Consider the following 18,680-nt stretch of genomic DNA (forward strand, 5'->3'; position numbering starts at 1 on the left):
ACCCCTACCCGTCTGAAAGGAAACCGTTTCCCAGTTCAGACACATACAGCAGTCGAGCGGCCTGACGGCCGCACCCAAACCCCACGCCAAATCTCGGTCACCCGGCCGGCCGCCGTGGGGTCCGCGACGCAGCGTGCGGGCCCGCCCCTCCAGCGTCAAGGCTGCTCACGCATCGCCTACGGCGACCGGGTCCCCTCCGGGGCCCACGGGCCCTGACCCCGGAGCCTCTGCGAACCCGCGGGCAGCACACAACGGCAGGCACAGCTGCCTGCCCCTCCCACACGCCGCCGACCCCACGGCGGCCAACCCCCGCACGCCCACAACCAGCCAAAACAGATCCCAGCATCGTCTTGACCGGCCCCGCTCCTTCAGGGATGACCAGCATCCGGAACCGCTGCGCGTCTCATGCGTCCAGAGCGGAAACTTCTCGGGACCGGTCGGTACCGCGATCGGGCAGCAACCCTTCCGGGACGGACTGACTGTCCCACCACCGAGGTCGACCTCGCCGAACGGCGGGCCGGCGCCTGCCTACCCCGCCCAATCCCGCAGGACAACGGACGTCACCGAACCGGAATGAACCGTGCACACCCACGCGGTCATCGAGCCGCGGAGTAGTTCCCCATCGAGAATCCGCACGCCCGCCCGCGGCACCGACTCCTCGTCCCGACGAGACCGCCTCAGTTCCGTGGCAGTCGCCGGTTCGAAGTCCTTGACCTCAACCTACGTTCAGCTTTTAGGCTGAGAGCATGATCTTCACGGGCTCCGAGCTGAGGTACCTCTCCGGGCGTCCGCTCGGACGGCTGGCGACCATCGGCCCTGACGGCGCCCCACAGGTCCACCCCGTCGCCTTCCGGGTGGACCCCGACAGCGACGTCATCGAGATCGGCGGCCCTGATCTCGGCAGGAGCCAGAAGTTTCGGAACGTCACGGCCAGCCCGAGAGTCTCGTTCGTGGTCGACGACCAGTCCGACGTTCCCAACCCGATCGGGCAGACCGGGCGAGGCATCGAGATCCGCGGCCGCATCGAGATCGTGACCCAGGACCCGCCTCTCATCCCCGGCTTCAGCCGAGAGACGCTCCGACTGCGACCGCACCGGATCATCAGCTGGAACATCGGGGAGTTCGTGCCGGCCGGGCCTKGACGTCCGCCGCATATGCAGGGGTACGACTCGCGCGATGTCTCCGCCCCGTGAAAACACCCGGCGAAGGCCGCGGACGGGCTCGCGTTCAAGAAACCACGTATCGCGCACACGGATGACGTTGGTCTGGGGTCAGCCATGATCGTCTCCGTCGACCAATCTGGACATCGCGGAAGGGCTACCGGTCGCCTGTCCTGCCGGCTGGGACGCAGACCGTCTCGGCCCAGTCGGGAAGGGGCTCGCAGGTGGCGCGCCAGTGGCCGGGCAGGCCCTGGGCTCCGACATGCGCGGCGACGACGCCGCCGACGATCGCGCAGGTCGTGTCAACGCCGAGCCTGCGCCGCCTACCGCCGCGGGTGGCCGTCGCCGTCACCTGCCTACTTCAAGATCCGTGGTACGTTCGGCCGAGCAGGCAAACTCCAGTGCGCGAGGCTCCGGGCTCGGCACGACCGTCGGTCCCGACAAGGATTCCCCGCCGTGRCTCCCCGTCCCATCCCTCGAAACAAGACGAGCGCGGCCGTCGTCGACTACGTCCTGGAGCAGATCTTCGAGGGGCGCTTCAAGTCGGGTGATCGGATCGATCTCGGCGAACTGTGTCGGGAACTGGACGTGAGCCGTCTCCCGGTCCGTGAGGCCATCGTGATGCTGGAGCGGGACGGCATCGTCTCCTCGACGTATCACCGGGGGGTCTTCGTCGAGCCGTTCGACACCAAGTCGATCATCGACGACTTCGAGATCATCGGCATGCTCAGCGGTGTCGCCGTCCGCCGGCTGGCCGAGGAACAGGACCGCGACGTGATCGCGCGGCTCGAAGGCCTGGTCGACGAGCTTCGCGCGGCCCCGCCGGGCGACCGGGACCGCGTGGTCGAGGTCGTCCGCACGATCCTCATCACCGAGCACCGGGCCGGCGGTTCGCGTCGTCTCCGTGCCGAGCTGCGGGCCTTCACCGGATTCCTGCCGCTCGTGTTCCGCATCAGCGGCAACCGCAGTCACGACGAGACCGTCGACGCGCACGCCCGCGTCGTGCGCGCCATCGCCGCCGGCGACGGCGAGAAGGCGGCCCGTTTCCGGGTCGACGACTTCCGCGACGCCGGCCGCAGCGTGGTGGCGGAGCTCGAACGACGAGGCGTGCTCAGCGACAGAGCCTGACCCCGCGACAGAGCCTGATACCGGGATCCGGCATCAGGCCCGCCGGGAGCTGACGGGCGGCCGGGCGGCCGGGCGGCCGGGGGCACAAGCTCATCGAGCCCTTCCGTCGGGGCCGAGCAGGCGAACGGGGTCGCTGCCGTCCCAGGCCGCGGACGCCCGGGCGATCTTGCCCAGATTGGCCAGGAATCCGGGGGTGCCTTCGACCACCTCGGTGTAGAACCCGAAGTCCGCGGTCGTGTCGATGAAGGCGACGCGGAACCTGCCGGACAGGCTCTCGGCGGCGATCTCGTAGCCCAGCGCCTCGTAGTGGGCCTTCTTCCCGTCGTAGTCGGGGGTCACCGTGGCGAGCTGGTGGAACGCGTGGGTACCGTCGCGGCTCCACTCCCGGTACACGCTGGGGCGGTCGCAGAGCTGCTGGATCAGCTCGATCTGCACCGGGCCGGCCTGCGCGACCGCGACCTGAATGGTGATCGTGGCCTCGGTGCCGCGGTACGTCGCGCGCTGGTCGATGGGGGGCATGACGTTGAACGGGCCGACGCCGAAGACCCGGACCCATCTGTCCGCGGCGGCGAGCACGTCGTCGACGAGGAATCCCAGCTGGAAGAAGCGGTACTCCCCCTCGGGAGCCGGCTGCTGGAAGAGCGCGTGGTCGATGGGGCTCATGGTGCGCTCACCGGGAGCACGAGGACCTCCTGCATGGCGGTGGCGACGAGCTGGCCGTCGGCGTCGTGGATCGTCCCGCGGACGAGGCCCCGGTTGCCCACGACGGCGAGCACGTCCTGGGTGTGCAGATGCCAGCGGTCGAAGCGCGCCGGCCGGTGGAACCAGATGCCGTGGTCGAGGCTCAGGCCGTTGGACCGGCCCGGGCCGGCGTCGGCGGGATGCGCCCGGAAGGCCATGTCCATGAGGAGGAAGTCGCTGGCGTAGGCGAGCAGCGCCGTGTGCAGCAACGGATCGTCGCCGACCGGGCCTGGCAGCCGCATCCAGTGCGACCTGGTCAGGCCGGTCCGGGGCCCGCCGAGGAAGGCCGGCGGCTCGCCCAGGCGCAGCTCGATCGGCGGCGGCTGCTCGATCCAGTGCCGGCCGTACTTCCGCAGGTCGGCGGGCAGCTGGTCGGCCCACTGCTGCAGGGACGGCAGGTCCTCGGGCGGCGCCACCGCCGCGGCGGGGGGCGCGACGCCGGGCCCGGGCTCGGCGGCCCCGCCGTGGAACGACACGATCGCGACGAGCAGCGGCTTGCCGTCCTCCAGCACCGAGACCTGACGGGTGGACATCGAGCGCCCGTCCCGCACGCGCTCGACGGCCAGCTCGAGCGGGCGGCCGGGGGTGCCCGCTCGGACGAACGCCGCGTGCAGCGAGTGCGGGGCCTTCCCGCTCACCGAGCGGCCGGCCGCGACGAGCGCCTGGGCGAGCAGCTGGCCGCCGAGGACACGCCCGGGGGTGCGGACGGCGTCGGGCGGTACCCGGAACCGGTCCTCGGCGAGCTCCCGCGGCTCGAGCGCCCCGACGAGGGCGTCGAGACCGTCGAGCATCGCGGCTTCGAGGTGGGGATGCGCTGGGGGGTGCACCCGGCTAGCCTAATGCATCATGGATCAAAGATCAGAGATCCTTGGAAGGCCGATCCCTGGGACGAGGAGCGCGGGATGTTCGGAGACCACACCGCACGGACCGCTCTCACCGGCCCCTGCCAGGTCGACTGGCGCGACGGCTTCCGCCGTATGGCCGCGCACATGTACCCCGACCGCGTGAAGGCGGGCTGAGCCGATGGGACGCTACCCCTGTGCCGAGGAGCTGCTGGCGGCCGCGGCCGAGCAGGCCGGCCTGTCCGACTTCGGCCCCGGCGACTTCCGCGAGGGGCTCACCGTCCTGCTCGACAGCCTCGGGCGCGACGGTGACCTGAGCCCGGACGCCGACGCGGCCGTGCTGGCGGACTTCCGCCGGCGGCTCGTCAACCGCCTCGAGGTCGAGGCCTGGTACGGCGATCATCCCGAGGTCGACGACGTTCCGGTGCGCGGGCCGGTCGATATCAACGGCCTGCCGCGCACGGGAACGACCGCCCTCGCCGACATGATGTCCCTCGACCCCCGGTTCCGCTGCCTGCGGGGCTGGGAGCAGACACGGCCCGTCCCGCCRCCGACCGGAGGCGACGAGGCGAACGACCCCAGACGAGCCGAGTTCGTCGCCATGCAGGAGCGCCGGTCGGCGGAGCACCGGGCGAAGCACACCGTCGAGGTCGACGCCACGATGGAGGACACCGAGCTCCTCGGAATGGCCTTCCACGGCCAGCAGATGACGCTGCCGGTGCGCGGCTACTGGGACTGGTGGCGCCAGGCCGACCTCACCGAGACGTACCGCTACCACCGCCGCGTGGTGAAGCTGCTCGGGTCGCGCCGCCCGCCCGACCTGTGGCTGTTCAAGGCGCCGCACCACAAGTTCCACCTCGACGCGCTGGCGGCGGCCTACCCGGACATGCGGTTCGTCATGACGCACCGCGACCCGGCCAAGGTGGTGCCGTCCTACACCAGCCTGGTCTCGTCGATCCTGCCGCCGGCCGACGGCGAGCGGGACCTGCGCGCGCTCGGCCGCGAGATCAGCGAGCACCTGCGCGAGGGCATGGAGCACGCGATCAGGGCCCGGTCGCTGGTCGGCGAGGACCGGTTCCTCGACGTCCACCACCGCGACCTCGTGGCCGACCCGAAGGGGACGATCCGGCGGATCTACGCCTGGCTCGGCCTGGACCTGACACCCGACGTCGAGCAGGCGATCCTCGGCTGGCAGCAGGCCAACCGGATGGGCGCCGCGGGCACGCACCGGTACACCGCCGAACAGTTCGGCCTGAGCGCCGCCCAGATCCGGTCCGACTACGACTTCTACATCCGGCACTTCGACGTGGCTCTGGAGGGCTGAGGCGATGACCGCGCTTCCCACCTGGACCGACCAGATGCGGGCACTCGAGGGCGTGGGCGAGAACCTCATCGCCGCCTGGCGGCCCGACGGCGCGACCGAGGCCGAGACGCAGGACATGAACAAGCTCGCCCTGTCCATCCTCGCCTGCGGATATCTCTGCCGGGTCTACACCGACGAGCGCCGGCCGGTGTTCATGCCGCAGTGGAACTACGCCTGCAACCAGGGCGGCCCGAACCCCGACTACGTCTACCTGACGACGGAGATCGACCCGCGGGGCGTCTACGAGATCTCCGGCTTCCGCGGCACGACCCGGTTCGTGGAGATCACGCAGCAGGAACGGCCGATGACCGGCATGAAGAACTTCGAGCGCCGGGAGGGGCCGCCGCTGCGGCTCACCAACGACCTCGACGAGCTCACGACCGGCGACGACGGCTCCTTCCGGGTGACGCTGAGCGCCGAGCGCCCGGACGGCCACACCGGCGACTGGTGGCACCTCGACCCGCGCGCCCACAAGCTGCTCATGCGCAAGTGCTCCTGCGACTGGATCGGCGAGCAGGACGCCCGGGTCGCCATCAACCGCCTCGACGACCCCGGCGCGGACATGACCCCGGCCGAGATCGCCAGCCGCTTCTCGGACATGGCCACCTGGATCGACGGAATGATCCAGTTCGACATGAAGCTCGTCCGGTACTACCGGGAGCACCACGGCATCAACGTCCTGCTGCGCTCCCAGTGGATCGAGGACGCCGGCGGCCTGGCGAAGCAGGCCTACTACGACGGCATCCACCAGATCGCCGACGACGAGGCTCTCATCGTCGAGTTCCCGGTGCCGGCCGAATGCCACTACTGGCAGATCCTCGTCGCCGACGACCGGTTCTCCACCGTCGACTGGGTGAACCGCCAGTCCAGCCTCAACGACGTGCAGGCGCGGGTCGACTCCGACGGCTGGTTCCGCGGGGTCGTCTCGAAGCGGGATCCCGGCGTGCACAACTGGCTCGACAAGGCCGACTTCCCCTGGGGAATCCTCCAGGCCCGCTTCTACCGGGCCGACGAGTATCCCGACGCCACCGTGACCAGGGTGCCCGTCGCCGAGGTGCTCGGGCACCTCCCGGCCGACACCGTGCTGGTCACGCCGGCCGAGCGGGCGCGGCAGCTGCGGATCCGACGTGAGGGCGCGCAGCTTCGGCGGATCTGGTGAACCTGGTGGACGCGGTCCGGCGCTCTCACAGCAGTCCGAGCAGGTGCAGGTCCGTGATGTACTTGACGATGATCGGCGCCGAGACGTGCGGGATGTCCTTGTCCGGGCCGATGTTCGCCGCCTGCACCGCGGCGCGGAAGCACTGGGCCGGCGCGATGGATCCGCGGATCGGCTTCCCGGGTTGCTGGTAGTTGTGCAGCAGGGGCAGTAGCGAGTGCTGGCGCTGCTGTTCGGGCAGGGCACGCATGGTCGTGTCGAACCGCCGCAGCCAGGCGCCGTAGTCGGGGATCCGTTCAATCGCGTACCCGGCGTCGATGAGCCAGTCGACGTATTCGTCGAGTCCGATGCCGTCGTCGTGGGGGTTCAGGACGTGGTAGGTCTCGAACCCGCCTTCCGGCCGTTGGCCGAGGGTGGCGATCGCTTCGGCGATGAAATCGACGGGCAGCCCGTCGAAGTGGGCTCTCTGCCGGTTTCCTTCAATGTCGGTCCGGTAGAACGAGCCGGGCGCGATGCCCGTGGCGACCAGGCTCAGCATCAGCCGGGTGAACATGTCGGGCACGTTGAGCTGACCGACGTACTTGGCGTCCGCGAGGATCATGTCGCACCGGAAGACGGTGACCGGCAGGCCACAGAGATCGTGAGCCTCCCGCAACAGGACCTCGCCCGCCCATTTGCTGTTCCCGTATCCGTTCGCGTAGCTGTCGTCGATCGTCCGCGTCGCGCTGATCACCCGGATGTCGGCTGCCTCGGTGAAGGCCGAGGGCTGGATCTGGTCGCCCACGCCGACGGTCGACACGTAGACGTACTGCTTCAGTCTCGTGGTGACCGCGACGCGGATCAGTTCGGCGGTGCCCAGCGCGTTGGGGGCGAACAACTGGCTGTAGGGCAGGACATGGTTGACCAGCGCGGCGGCGTCGACGATCAGGTCGACGGTGTCGGTCAACCGCTGCCACGTTCGCGGACTCAGGCCGAGGTCCGCCTCGCCCTTGTCACCGGCGATGACCTCCAGATGATCGGCGGCCAGCTCCCGGTAATGCCGCAGCAACTCCGGATCGCCGCTGTCGAAGGTCTTGTCCAGGCGTTCACGCGCTGCGGCGTCGTCCTTGGCCCGCACCAGGCAGATCAGGGTGCCGCCGACAAACGCCAGCCGTTCCAGCCACTCCAGAGCCAGGAAACGGCCTAGGAAGCCTGTCGCCCCGGTCAACAGGACCGTCCGCACCTGGGCACTCGGACGTGGCAGCGTCGGGGCGGTGGTCAGCGTCCTGACGTCGATGAACTTGTCCAGCGACAGGTCACTGGCGTGCACCTCGACGGCGTCGCGGCCGTGCACCGTGGCAAACGTGGGCCGCCGCGTGCCGGACGTGCGTTCTGCCTCGATGTAGTCGGCGAGGGCCTGCAGATCGGTGGYCGGACTCACGATCACCCCCACCGGCACGTCGAGCGTGAAGATCTCCCGCAGCAGGTTGGCGAACGTCAATGCCGAGAGGGAGTCTCCGCCCAGGTCGATGAAGCTCGTCCCGGGACCCAGCTCGCCAGCCTCCGCGCCCAGCAGCGCGCCCGCGGCCCGGCACACGGTCTCGAGCACCGGGCCGTCGGCACCGCGCTGGCGCAGTGCGCGCAGCTCCCTGGCCTGCCCGGCGGCCAGCTCGGTGTAAAGCTGTTCCAGTCGATCACCGTAGTGCTCCTTGAGCCTCGGCCGCGCCAGCTTGCGAATGCCGGTGAGCAGGCCGTTCTCAAGCGTGAACGCCTCCGTCTCGAGGATGAAGTCGCGCGGGATCTCATAGGACTGCAGGCCAGCGGTTCTGGCGACATCCTGCAACGAGTCACTGATCGGCGACTTCAGCGACGCGACATCGCCCCCGCTGCGCGACAACGCCTCCTCGGTGGGCACGACGACCGCCAGCAGGTAGGAGCGTGCGCTGTTGCCATAGACGTAGATCTGCCCGACCAGCGGGCTGCCGCCGAGCACCGCCTCCACCTTCGACACGGTCACGAACTCGCCCTGCGAGAGCTTCAGCACGTTGTTTCGCCGGTCGAGATACACGAGCTGATCGGGACCGACCTCGGTGACGATGTCCCCGGTGCGGTAGTAGCCGTCCGGGTCGAACACCTCGGCGGTGACGTCCGGCCGGTGGTAGTAGCCGGGAAACGCGTCGTCCGACTTGACGAGCAGCTCCCCCCGCGGGTGCGGGTGGTCAGTGTGAAAATAGCCGAGGTCGGGGACGTCCACGAGCTTGTAGTCCATCACCGGTGGACGTTGCACCTGGCCGTCGATGAAGACGAAACCGACCTCGGTCGAGCCGTAGCCTTCCAGCAGATGCAGGTCCAGGTAGGACTCGACGAACGCCTTCAGCTCGGCTGAGATCGGTGCCGAGCCCGTCAGCGCCGAGACGAACCGCCCGCCGAGCAGGTGCTCTCGCTGCTCGAGCATCACCTGGGCTTCGAGCACCGCCCGATCCGCGCCGTTGGACGACTGCCGGTCGAGCTCGTTCTGGAACTCCTGGGACAACATCTCCCAGATTCGTGGCACAAAGATCAACTGGGTGGGCCGCACCAGCACGAGATCTTCCAGCAGGGTCGACAGATCGCTTCTGGCGGCGAAATAGGCGGTGCCGCCGTTGCCGAGCGTCCCGTACAGGATCTGGCGGCCCATCACGTGGCTCATCGGCATGAAGCTCAGCGTGATCGCGGGCTCGTCCCCGTTTTGGCCCCACGCCGCCCTGGACGGCCCGCGCCACATATTGGCGACCAGGCGCTCGGGGTACATGGCCCCCTTGGGAGCGCCGGTGCTGCCGGAGGTGTAGATCAGCAACGTCAACGGATCGTCCTCATCGGCAACCGTGACCGGTCCGGCCGGTAGCGCCTTTCCGCGCTCAACGAGGTCGGCCAGCGTTTCCACGATCACCGGGCTGCCCGCCTGCGCCAACCGCGACCGCGTGATGTCGACCGCCTCGCGCTGGTCATCCACCTCAGGGTGGTAGTCGAACACGACCAGCCGTGCCGGAGCATGTCCGGTCAGCACCAGTTGAACGGCGTCGGCGAGATCCTCGACGCTGGCGGCGATCACGGTCGGCCCGGTCTCGGCGACAGCGGAACGCAGTTGGGAGACCGGCGCCCTGGTCTGCAGCGGAACCGCCACCGCGCCGAGCTGGATCAGCGCCAGCTCGACGGTCGTGTAGTCGACGCTGGTGAAGCCGAGGATACAGACACGATCACCGGGTCGCACCGGATCGCCTGCCAGCGCGCCGGCGACCGCCGATGCGCGGTCCCACAGCTCACGATAGGTGACGGTGCCCAACCGGGACAACAGTTCCAGTGACGTGCGGCCGGTCTCCGGATCGGTAACGAAATGAACGGCGCGCTGCCCGAGAGCGGGCCGATCCGCGTAACCCTCCATGACGGTTTGCACGATCTGGCGAAGTCGTAGCCGGGGTCGCCCGATCGCCTCTGTGATTGCCTCGCTGGGCCGRGCATCGGCGAACTGCCGGTCGGTGGCGTACAAATCGGCGACCCGGCGCGCAAGCCGTTCTTCGCGGCTACCTGTCGACATAGCGGCTCCTGCACTCTCCCGGGGAAACGGACGGCACGCCTTCGCGCCCGACACCGTGTGCGTTAGCACCACCTATCTCRCATGCCCATGCGGTAACCTGTGCTGCAGGCCGGTGCGAGCATCTGTGAGTCAACACGTGTCCGCACGATGACGCTGCCCTCACCGAATCGCACCGCCAAGATGCATCGTAAAGCTGGTGCGGCGAGCGGCGCCCGTTCCCGACGGGTAGACACCAGTACGCCGCACCATGAACGTCCTCCATGGTCCGGTCGATTCAGGTCCTCAGCAGGCCTGGTTCCGCCAGCTCGGGGGCATTTTTCTATTTCGGAGACCGGCGGACGATCACACCGGCGATAATCCGAGGCCAGGCTCCGTCCAGAATATTCCGGTAAATCTCGCCCTGTACCGTGCCAGAACGCGGGTCCGACTGCCGCCACGCGGCCGACCAGCGCGCGAGCCGCACGGTCCGCCGGTCCGCGGCGGCCTACCCGACGACGCGGAACCAGAGGTTCGTCGCCTGGGGCGCGTGGGTCAGGCTGATGCGCTCGAGCTTGACGTCAGTCCCGCCCGGGCGCTCGAACAGACGGACCCCGTCGCCGAGCAGGACCGGCGCGATGAGCACCAGGATCTCGTCGACCACGCCCGCGTCCAGGCACTGCGCGCCCACACTGGCACCGAGGACGTTGATGTACTTGTCCCCCGCGGCCGCCCGCGCGGCGGCGATACCGCTCTCCAGGTCACCGACGAAGGTGGTGTCCGGCACCGGGACCTCCGGCGCGTGGTGGGTCAGCACGAACTGCGGTCCGTGCCACTGCCCGCTGAAGGCGCCTTCCTTCTCCGTGCCCCGGTTCGGATCGTCGCCTCCGAAGGTGCGGCGGCCGACGAGCAGCGCACCGATCTGACCGATCAGCTCGTCCACGGTCGGGTTGGGCCCGAGGTATCGGGTCAGCCAGGACATGTCGCCGCCAGGCCCGGCGATGAAGCCGTCCAGCGACATGGTGGCCGAGTAGAGCAACTTAGCCATGATCTACCTCCGTCTGGATCAACTCGGCGAGACCCCTGTTGAGACGGCGGTGGACGGAAAACTCATCGGTGGGCTGCCTCTGGCTCACCCGCGAGGCGGCGGCGGACCCCCCGGCATGCTCGCCGCCCCGTCCGGCGGGAGCAGCGTCGGCAGGGCGAACGCCCGGAAGAGGCCCGGGTCGTGGAAGGCGGTGAGCTCGGTGATCCCGCCGGCCTCGATCCTCAGTACGGCGACGGCGAAGGCACGGTAGGCGGGATCGGCGGGGAGCCGGACGTAGGCCGCCACCGCCGGTTGCCGATTGGCCTGGGTCGCGACCATCCGGAACCGGCCCACGTAGTGCGGTGAGCCCGGGTCCCAACTCGTCGTGAGCCCGGCCATGACCGCCTCCCGCCCCTGGAACCACATCGGGTAGGGCGGCATCATGGCCCGCACGTCCGCGGCCAGCAGATCGGCGACAGCGGCCAGGTCGGCGCGCTCCACCGCGTCCATGTAGCGGCGCAGCACGGCCCGCTCCTGCTCCGTYGGCTGCGTGGCTGGCGCCCAGTCCAGCCGGTGCTCGGGCAGGTGCTCCCGCAACGTGGCTCGGGCTCGCTGCAACGCGCTGTTGACCGACGCCACGCTGCCCGACAGCTGCGACGCGGTCTCCTTCGCCGGCCAGCCCAACACGTCGCGCAGGATCAGCACGGCCCGCTGCCGGGGTGGCAGGTGCTGGATCGCGGCCAGGAACGCCAGCTCGATCGTCTCCCTGGCGATCACCACCGCATCCGGCTGGGTCTCGCCCGGCGCGAGCGGCTCCCACAGCCGGTCCGCGAACGGCTGCAGCCACGCGACATCCGTCCGGGCCGCCTCGCCGACGCTCGGATCGGCCGGCGGCGCCAGGTGGTACGGCAGCACCCGGCGTGCCCGGCCGTCCAGGGCGTCGAGGCACGCGTTCGTCGCGATCTTGTACAGCCAGGCCCGCAACGTGGAGCGGCCCTCGAAGCCCTCGAGGTTCTTCCACGCACGCAGGAACGTCTCCTGTACCAGATCCTCCGCCTCGTCGAACGAGCCCAGCATCCGGTAGCAGTGCACCAGCAGCTCCCGCCGGTGGCGTTCGACGAGCGCCGCGAACGCCGACTCGTCGCCCCCGCGCGCGGCAGCCACGGTCACATCGTCATCGTCGGCGCCCACCAAGCCGCCTCCGTCCCATCCTCACTCCCACCGCCCTGCCCTGGCCGCGACGCTACGACAGATCGCGCCGCGCCGACCCGCGTATGGGAGTTGATCGGAGGCAGGTCGTCGTCGAACCGGCTGACTCGTCATTGGTCGACTCGTCAGGGCTAAGACGACGATCAAGCTAGCGGGCCTATCTTGTCGGCCGCGGTACCAACCGGCCGGAGAAATTCGCTGCTCCTCAGGCATTCTCGCGACGAACCCGCCGTGGGACACCCGGCCAGGACAAGCCCCGACGTCTCTCGGAGCAGGATCAGCGTCCCGTGGTGACCGCCACCTGTGTCGAAAGGCACGGTGTCGAAAGGCACGGTGCGGCCACCGCGGGACGCTGACAGGTACCGGTCGCGAAAGGAGCGGTCAGTCCTCGATCGGCGACTGGCCGAGCGGCTTGTAACTGGTCGGCTGACCCTTCTCATCGAGGATAGTGGTCAGACCACCACGCACGCAGACCGCGGGCAGCGCCGGGTTGGCTTTGCCGTTGCAGCGGAAGCGCACGCCACCGGCACCCGGGAGGTCCTTCTCCGGCATCTTCCTGATGGCTGTTTCGATGCCCGCCGGAGTAAGGTCGTTCGCCGAGATCCCCTCGAGCGCTTCGCGGAAGCCCGCCATCGAGGTGAACATGCCGATAGCGGTGCCGTTGCCCGTGTCGATGTCGTGACCGTAGGTCGCCGAGACGGTCTTGAAGAGTGTGAACGACGGGTCATCGGTGCCGATGGGAGCCGCGGCGCCGATGGTCATGCCCTTCAGGAAGCTGCCTGACACTGCCTTGCGGGTCGAGTCACCGAGGCACTGGGTAATACTCGCGGTGATKCCCTTGTATCCGACGGTACTCAGGGCGTTGAACGCAGCGGTGCAGAACGCCTCACCGCCGACCACGAAGACGACCCCAGTGCCGTCGGTCGCGATGCGCTGCGCCTGCGGCGTCATGTCGGCCTGGTCCGGCGGGACCGTGACCAACTCGAAGTCGACACCGGCTGCCCTGTAGACCGCGGGCGCCTGGGTCCGGTAGATATCCACGGCCGCCGGAATGTCAATCACGATCGCCGAGACCTTCTTGGCGCCCTTCTCCTTGGCGAGGTCCGCGGGCATGCCCACCACACTGAAGACCGGGTCCGAAAAGGTGTGCGAGGCCGGGTCGGCGAGGACCTTGGCGCTGCTCACCCCGTAGAAGAACATCGGTATGTGGCTGTCGTGCAGCGGCTGCCAGATGGGATCGGGATACGCCGGGCCTCCCATGACGACCGCGGCGACGTTCTCCTCGACCATCCGATTGCCGCAGTCCGCGGCCTTGGCCGGGTCGCCCAGGTCCTCGCACTTCACGAGCTGGATGGGCCTGCCGCCCAGGCCCCCCTGGCGCTCGTTGATCCACTTTACTGTCGCATCGGCCACGCGGCCCTCGATGGAGGCGTCGGCGGCCGGGTACTTGCCGTCCGAGACCATGCCGATCTTGATCGGATCGCCCTCGGCGGGGTTCATCGCGCCGAGAACGCCGGCGCCGGCCGAGGCCGAGCCTGACGCGGCAGGCTCGGCGGGCGCTTTGTCATCGCCGCAGGCGGACGCGAGGAAGACCACGGTCGCGAGGGGCACAGTTAACAGTGCGAGCCGCGGGCGACGTCCAGACCATCTAGCCGATGGCCGGGTGCTACGAGCTTTGATCTGCGGCATATCTGTCCCATCTTATAGCGTTGCCAGAGGACGGATTGGATGGTCGACTTTAAGAATTTCTCCAGAGAACAATCGGCCGCCCGCCTACCTGCCAATCGCGGGTAGGAATCTTCGCCAGGCGCCTGGTTCGATTTCTCCTGGCCAGCGCATTGAGCTGCCGAACAGCCGTGGCGAACGGTGCGGAGTCCGCCGGTCTCGCGCGCCTTCAGGCACCGGGGCCGCGTCGAGGGCTCGCGGCGCATCAGATCCCCATGACGAGTGCGGCGCGATCTTCACGACAACGCCGCCCCACCGGGCCGGGGTAGGCAGACCTTCAGAGCCGCGTTTCGCCGACCGGGGCCGGGTTCACCTTCGTCGCTCCATGTGGCTCCAGATGTCCGTCACGCCGTCGGGTCGACGGCGAGTTCGGCGGGACCATGTCCGGAGCGAATGGCTTCGGCGAGCACGTTGRTAGCCCAGGTGATGGCATGCGTCGCCTGGTCGTTGTCGAGGMTCCACTGCGCTACGAGGCATTCGTAGGCGGGTACCCCCCACAGCACATCGAAGATCGCTGTCGCCATCCTACGGCGCTCCTCAGGCCAGTCATTTGTATAGCGAGCAATCGCGTCGGAGAGCGCCTCATGCCTGACGTCATTCTGCGCTATCAGGGTGGGTTGCCGCGGCTCCGTCCCCGACCACTTGGACACCGCGAACGACGACAAGGCCCTGAACAGGTGCGCTGTTAGATCGGCGATGCCATCCAGCTTGAGTCCGTCATAGCTGACGCCAGCTTCCTCCTCGAGGCGGCGCATGACAGCGTCATGCAAATCGCGCTCGGTAGGAAAATGCCGAAACACAGTGCGCTGACCGACTCCCGCGCGCTCAGCCACGGCCCGAAACGTCAGTGCGCCCCAGTCCCAGGTGGGAAAACCGTGCACCAGAGCGGATCCGGCCGCGACGATCCGCTCCCGGGTCTGTGCCGCCTGCTCTCGTCGGACCGGACTGTCGTAGCGTCGCTGCTGGCGCTTCGGACTGTCGCCGTCATCGGATGTCACAGGGTTCATTCTGACGGAGTCTCATCGCCCCAGACCTAGATCACCACCACCGCGAAGGCCGAGCGGATCACGAGCCGGTCGACAGCTCGAAGGGCCGTCCACCGCGCGAGGGCGCCGACGGGTCGGTCAAACCACACGCCACCTCCGATCCCTTCGACTTCCGCCGCCAACTTGGTGGCAGCATGATGCCACCAAAATGGCTGGTCACGCAAGATCCTGCCGCGGCGAACGGACGCCGACGGCGCCGTCCGCTCCCGCCTCCCCTCCGGGGCCGAACCCGGCCTCACGCCTCCAGGCCACACCTGCACGGAACCGAAGCTCAGCGAGCTCTGAAGCCCGGCGCGGATGAGGAGCGCGCGACGCACGACGCGGACCTGATGGCGAGCGTCTACGCCGCCGACGGGATCGACGAGCACGGCCCCGACGTGAACACCGGCGCCGCCTACGGAGAATGGGCCAACGCGCGGCACTCCATGGTGTTCGCCGACCACCTGCACAACATCACGACCCACACCTGCGAGATCGACGGCGACGAGGCGCACGCCGAGAGCTACGTCATCGGCACCATGGTAGGCAGGGACGGCAGGACTCTCGCCTTCATGGGCGGCCGTTACCTCGACCGCCTCGAACGCCGCGACGGCGCGTGGAAAATCGTCCTGCGGCGCTGCACGATCGAGTGGGCCTTCACCGCTGACGCGTCGTTCCAGAACTCAGGTGCCTTCAAGGGATTCCTGAAAGGCACGTGGGACACCGGCGACCTCTCCTATGCCCGTCCGCTGAACCTCGACACGGAGCCCGCCGTCCGCTGGTGACAACGCACCGCCGGCCCGGGCTGGCCGAGGCCTCCGCCGGCCGCCAGCAGACCGGGGCCATACGCGACCGCCGCGTAGCATGGCGAATCGGGAATCACCCAGGGCTGGAACTCACACCGGACGTGGGCGATCTTTGAAAGTCGCTCCTGAAAGGCGCCAGATGACGACACCTCGCCGGGTCGGCGCGGAGACCTCGAGGACGCGCGCCCTCCTGTTGAAGAGCGCCGAACGGCTCATGCTCGACGAGGGTTACGCCGCCGTCACCTACCGCGGCCTCGCCGCCAAGGCCGGAGTGACGCCAGGGCTCGTCCAGTACTATTTCCCGGCCCTGGACGACCTGTTCATCGCCCTGGTCCGGCGCCGGACCGAGGAGACCGTCGGTGCGCTCGTAAGCGCACTCCGGACCGACCAGCCCCTGCGGGCACTCTGGGAGTTCTCCAACAACAGGTACGCCGCGGTCCTCATAGCGGAGCTCACAGCGCTCGCGAATCACCGCAAAGCGATCAGAGCCGAGATCGCGGCGGTCGGCGAGAAGGTACGCGAGCTGACCCTGGAGGCTCTGGCCCGCTCCTCGAACGACTATTCACGCCCCTTGGGCCCCGTCTCCGCCGAGACGCTCGTCTTTCTCGTGACGAGCACTCCTCGGATGATTCACATCGAAGACGCCGTGGGCATGTCGACATCTCACGCGGAAGCGGCCGAATTCCTCGAGCACTACCTGGACCAGGTTGAGCCCCAGCACACATCTCCTGCCTCGTCCTCGCCCTCGACTCCGTCCACGTCGGCGACGAAGCAGGTCGGCTGACGTCCTGCGCGGCTGTCAGCCGGTGAGGGAGGCCAACAGGTTCATCGTGCGCCGCCGGGACGCCGCGCGGTCCGCGCCGACCGGCACGGCGAACACCTGGATGTCCGTCGCCCCGGCGTCGAGCAGGCCCTGGAGCTGGCGGGTCACGCTGGCCTCGTCGCCGAGGACCGCGACGTCCGCCGGGCCCTCGGCGCCGCCGATCTCCATGATGCGGCGGTAGTTCGGCTGGCCCTCGTAGACGGCCGAGGTCGCCGCCACCGCCGCCCGGGCCTCGGTGAGGTCGTCGTGCACGGCGACCGGCAGCCCGGCGACGACCCTCGGCGCCGGCCGCCCAGCCGCGGCCGCGGCCGTCTGAAGCCGGGGCACGACGTGGGTCTCGATCGCCCGGGCCGAGGCCATGAACAGCACGACGCCGTCGGCAAGCTCGCCGGCCACGCGCAGCAACCGCGGGCCGAGCGCGGCGAGCAGCACCGGCACCGGCCGCGTCGTCGGTACCGTCGCGTCCCTGGCCGTCCAGTCCGCTCCCTCGAACGTCACGGTCTCGCCACGCAGCAGGCCGGTCAGGATACGGAGGTACTCCTCGGTGTTGCGGCCCGGGTGGTCGTAGGGCAGGCCGTACAGACCGGTGACGCGGGACGCGTGCGACGGCCCGATGCCCAGGGTGAGACCGGGCCGTCCCATCGCCTCCGCGGCGCCGGCGGCACGGTTCGCCTGGAGGACCGGGTGGCACGGGTACGTCTGGAGAACCGCCGTGCCCAGCTCGATCGTGGCCGTCTCCCGGCCCGCGACCGCCATGGCCGCCAGCGGGTCCCCGAGCACCGTGCTGTCCAACCAGATGGAGCTGAACCCGTCCTTCTCGGCCCCTTTCGCCTGCGCGACGAGCTTCTCCGTCGTCGACGGCCTTCCGGTCAGACCAATTCTCACGTGACAACATCCTCAGCGTCGGAAGTCATGATCGACAATGAAGGAGCCGCTCGGGCTCGAACAGGACGGACCGAGCTCGACCCGCGGCCGCCGGCCGCGCTCCCACCCACGTCCACGGCCCTTCCGCGACGTCGATGCCGATCTTCGGCCTGCCCCGTCCGCTCGACACGTCTCCGCTGGCCCTCCAGGCGCGGCACCGGCGCGGCCGGTGGTGGGCGCCTGGTCACCTGACGACGCGGGCACCCTGGAAGGCAGCCGAGGCCACCGCACAGCTCGAGGTTGCCGCCCCACTGCGCCGTCATACATCCATACAACGTTGCTATACGACCGTACAACGGCAGCTGTGGTCGTTGCCACAGGTTGGCTGGTCCCGATTGGCTGGTCCCGAGCGGGCCCGAGCGGGCCCGAGCGGGCCCGAGCGGGCCTCGGCAGCTTGGGCGCGCGGTTCGCGCAAGATCGACATCGCCGCCGCGGGTGGAGGCGCCGGCGAGGTTCGAGACAGCGGGGGGCACCGGCGACCCGGTGGTCGGGCCGATGACGCGCGGGCGACACGCGCTCGGGCTTCCCGACCCCACATTTCGCGGTATCGTCATTCCCATGAAAGAGGGGGCCGCGACCCGGCCATACCGGCAGCGGGAGCGGGCGGCGACCGCGGAGGCCACCACCCAGCGGATCCTGGCCGTCGGGCTGGAGCTGTTCAAGGACCGGCCCATCGACCAGATCACGCTCGCCGAGGTCGCCGAGCGGGCCGGCGTCGGCGTGCAGACGGTGATCCGTCGGGTCGGCACCAAGGACGGTCTGATCGCCGCCGTGAACGCGTGGGTCGGGCCGATGATCGGCGCGGCCCGCGGCGCCCCGGACACCGCGGACCCGGCCGAGGTCGCCGCCCGCGCGGCCCACCAGTACGAGCGGTGGGGCGATGTCATCCGCAGGTCCCTGAGCCAGGAGGACATCTCCCCCGCCGTCGCCGCGACCGTCACCGACGGCCGGCAGGCCCACCGGGCCTGGGTCGCGCAGGCGTTCCACAACCAGCTCCGCGCCGTCCTCGACGCCGCCGGACCAGCCGCCCGCGACGACCTGCTGGGCCGGCTGGTCGCGGTCACCGGGGCCGAGCTCTGGCACGTCCTGCGCCGGGACGGCGGTCTGGCCGCCGCGGCGGCCCAGGCGGCCGTCGCCGACCTCATCACCGCCTGCCTCACCGCGGCAGCCACGGCAGCCATGCCCGTCACGTCGACGGACCGCCGCCGCTGAGCCGCCCTCG

16 protein-coding genes are annotated in these 18,680 nt (G+C 69.5%); 7 read left to right on the forward strand and 9 right to left on the reverse strand.

Annotated features, from left to right (window positions below):
- Window positions 1-746 precede the first annotated feature (746 nt).
- Window positions 747-1,193: a PPOX class F420-dependent oxidoreductase gene (locus BL253_RS27235; protein WP_076820162.1), complete on the forward strand. Its 447-nt coding sequence runs from the start codon at window positions 747-749 to the stop codon at window positions 1,191-1,193.
- 124 nt (window positions 1,194-1,317) lie between these two features.
- Here the strand turns inward: BL253_RS27235 and BL253_RS27240 are convergent, their stop codons facing one another.
- Window positions 1,318-1,512: a hypothetical protein gene (locus BL253_RS27240; RefSeq protein WP_076820163.1), complete on the reverse strand. Its 195-nt coding sequence runs from the start codon at window positions 1,510-1,512 to the stop codon at window positions 1,318-1,320.
- A 104-nt stretch (window positions 1,513-1,616) separates the two neighbouring features.
- On the opposite strand from BL253_RS27240, the gene BL253_RS27245 reads away from it, so the two are divergent.
- The gene (locus BL253_RS27245) at window positions 1,617-2,288 is read left to right on the forward strand and encodes a GntR family transcriptional regulator (RefSeq protein WP_076820164.1); all 672 of its coding nucleotides are present in this window, start codon (window positions 1,617-1,619) and stop codon (window positions 2,286-2,288) included.
- Window positions 2,289-2,378: 90 nt separating this feature from the next.
- On the opposite strand, the gene BL253_RS27250 is transcribed toward BL253_RS27245, so the two are convergent.
- Window positions 2,379-2,951: a VOC family protein gene (locus tag BL253_RS27250; RefSeq protein ID WP_076820165.1), complete on the reverse strand. Its 573-nt coding sequence runs from the start codon at window positions 2,949-2,951 to the stop codon at window positions 2,379-2,381.
- Window positions 2,948-3,856 (reverse strand): acyl-CoA thioesterase, encoded by a 909-nt coding sequence (locus BL253_RS27255; protein ID WP_241835195.1) that lies wholly within the window; start codon window positions 3,854-3,856, stop codon window positions 2,948-2,950. Before BL253_RS27255 ends, BL253_RS27250 begins: the two co-directional genes overlap by 4 nt.
- Before the next feature lie 196 nt (window positions 3,857-4,052).
- Between BL253_RS27255 and BL253_RS27260 the strand changes: the two genes are divergently transcribed.
- Both BL253_RS27260 and BL253_RS27265 read left to right on the forward strand, forming a co-directional pair.
- Entirely contained in the window at window positions 4,053-5,195 is a 1,143-nt protein-coding gene (locus BL253_RS27260) for a sulfotransferase family protein (protein ID WP_076820167.1), read from the forward strand.
- 4 nt (window positions 5,196-5,199) lie between these two features.
- Complete coding sequence (locus BL253_RS27265) at window positions 5,200-6,393, forward strand: DUF1214 domain-containing protein (protein WP_076820168.1); 1,194 nt, start codon at window positions 5,200-5,202, stop codon at window positions 6,391-6,393.
- Between the two features lie 25 nt (window positions 6,394-6,418).
- Here the strand turns inward: BL253_RS27265 and car are convergent, their stop codons facing one another.
- The 5 genes from car to BL253_RS27290 form a co-directional block, all read right to left on the reverse strand.
- Entirely contained in the window at window positions 6,419-9,943 is a 3,525-nt protein-coding gene (car, locus tag BL253_RS44875) for a carboxylic acid reductase (protein ID WP_076820169.1), read from the reverse strand.
- A 484-nt stretch (window positions 9,944-10,427) separates the two neighbouring features.
- Window positions 10,428-10,967, reverse strand: coding sequence for a dihydrofolate reductase family protein (locus BL253_RS27275; protein WP_076820170.1), 540 nt, complete (start codon window positions 10,965-10,967; stop codon window positions 10,428-10,430).
- A gap of 84 nt (window positions 10,968-11,051) precedes the next feature.
- Window positions 11,052-12,116, reverse strand: a complete 1,065-nt coding sequence (locus tag BL253_RS27280; protein WP_241835196.1) for a sigma-70 family RNA polymerase sigma factor — start codon at window positions 12,114-12,116, stop codon at window positions 11,052-11,054.
- Window positions 12,117-12,536: 420 nt separating this feature from the next.
- A complete protein-coding gene (locus tag BL253_RS27285) occupies window positions 12,537-13,766 on the reverse strand; it encodes an ABC transporter substrate-binding protein (protein WP_241835197.1) in 1,230 nt (409 codons plus the stop codon).
- 458 nt (window positions 13,767-14,224) lie between these two features.
- Window positions 14,225-14,887 (reverse strand): TetR/AcrR family transcriptional regulator, encoded by a 663-nt coding sequence (locus tag BL253_RS27290; protein WP_076820173.1) that lies wholly within the window; start codon window positions 14,885-14,887, stop codon window positions 14,225-14,227.
- Between the two features lie 176 nt (window positions 14,888-15,063).
- On the opposite strand from BL253_RS27290, the gene BL253_RS27295 reads away from it, so the two are divergent.
- Together BL253_RS27295 and BL253_RS27300 are read left to right on the forward strand one after the other, a co-directional pair.
- A complete protein-coding gene (locus tag BL253_RS27295) occupies window positions 15,064-15,690 on the forward strand; it encodes a nuclear transport factor 2 family protein (protein WP_476644126.1) in 627 nt (208 codons plus the stop codon).
- A gap of 160 nt (window positions 15,691-15,850) precedes the next feature.
- Window positions 15,851-16,495: a TetR/AcrR family transcriptional regulator gene (locus BL253_RS27300; protein WP_076820174.1), complete on the forward strand. Its 645-nt coding sequence runs from the start codon at window positions 15,851-15,853 to the stop codon at window positions 16,493-16,495.
- Window positions 16,496-16,510: 15 nt separating this feature from the next.
- On the opposite strand, the gene BL253_RS27305 is transcribed toward BL253_RS27300, so the two are convergent.
- Window positions 16,511-17,419, reverse strand: coding sequence for a TIGR03564 family F420-dependent LLM class oxidoreductase (locus BL253_RS27305; protein WP_076820175.1), 909 nt, complete (start codon window positions 17,417-17,419; stop codon window positions 16,511-16,513).
- A gap of 597 nt (window positions 17,420-18,016) precedes the next feature.
- Here BL253_RS27305 and BL253_RS27310 point away from each other — a divergent pair.
- Complete coding sequence (locus BL253_RS27310) at window positions 18,017-18,670, forward strand: TetR/AcrR family transcriptional regulator (protein ID WP_076820218.1); 654 nt, start codon at window positions 18,017-18,019, stop codon at window positions 18,668-18,670.
- The last annotated feature ends 10 nt before the right edge of the window (window positions 18,671-18,680 follow it).

This window comes from Pseudofrankia asymbiotica (genome assembly GCF_001983105.1).
Lineage (GTDB): Bacteria > Actinomycetota > Actinomycetes > Frankiales > Frankiaceae > Pseudofrankia > Pseudofrankia asymbiotica.

What these genes read in the sequence shown, in the direction of transcription:
- BL253_RS27275 (WP_076820170.1), bottom strand. Translation starts at nt 10,967, where the DNA reads ATGGCTAAGTTGCTCTACTCGGCCACCATGTCGCTGGACGGCTTCATC.
- BL253_RS27300 (WP_076820174.1), top strand. Translation starts at nt 15,851, where the DNA reads ATGACGACACCTCGCCGGGTCGGCGCGGAGACCTCGAGGACGCGCGCC.
- BL253_RS27250 (WP_076820165.1), bottom strand. Translation starts at nt 2,951, where the DNA reads ATGAGCCCCATCGACCACGCGCTCTTCCAGCAGCCGGCTCCCGAGGGG.
- BL253_RS27295 (WP_476644126.1), top strand. Translation starts at nt 15,064, where the DNA reads ATGCCACCAAAATGGCTGGTCACGCAAGATCCTGCCGCGGCGAACGGA.
- BL253_RS27265 (WP_076820168.1), top strand. Translation starts at nt 5,200, where the DNA reads ATGACCGCGCTTCCCACCTGGACCGACCAGATGCGGGCACTCGAGGGC.
- BL253_RS27310 (WP_076820218.1), top strand. Translation starts at nt 18,017, where the DNA reads ATGAAAGAGGGGGCCGCGACCCGGCCATACCGGCAGCGGGAGCGGGCG.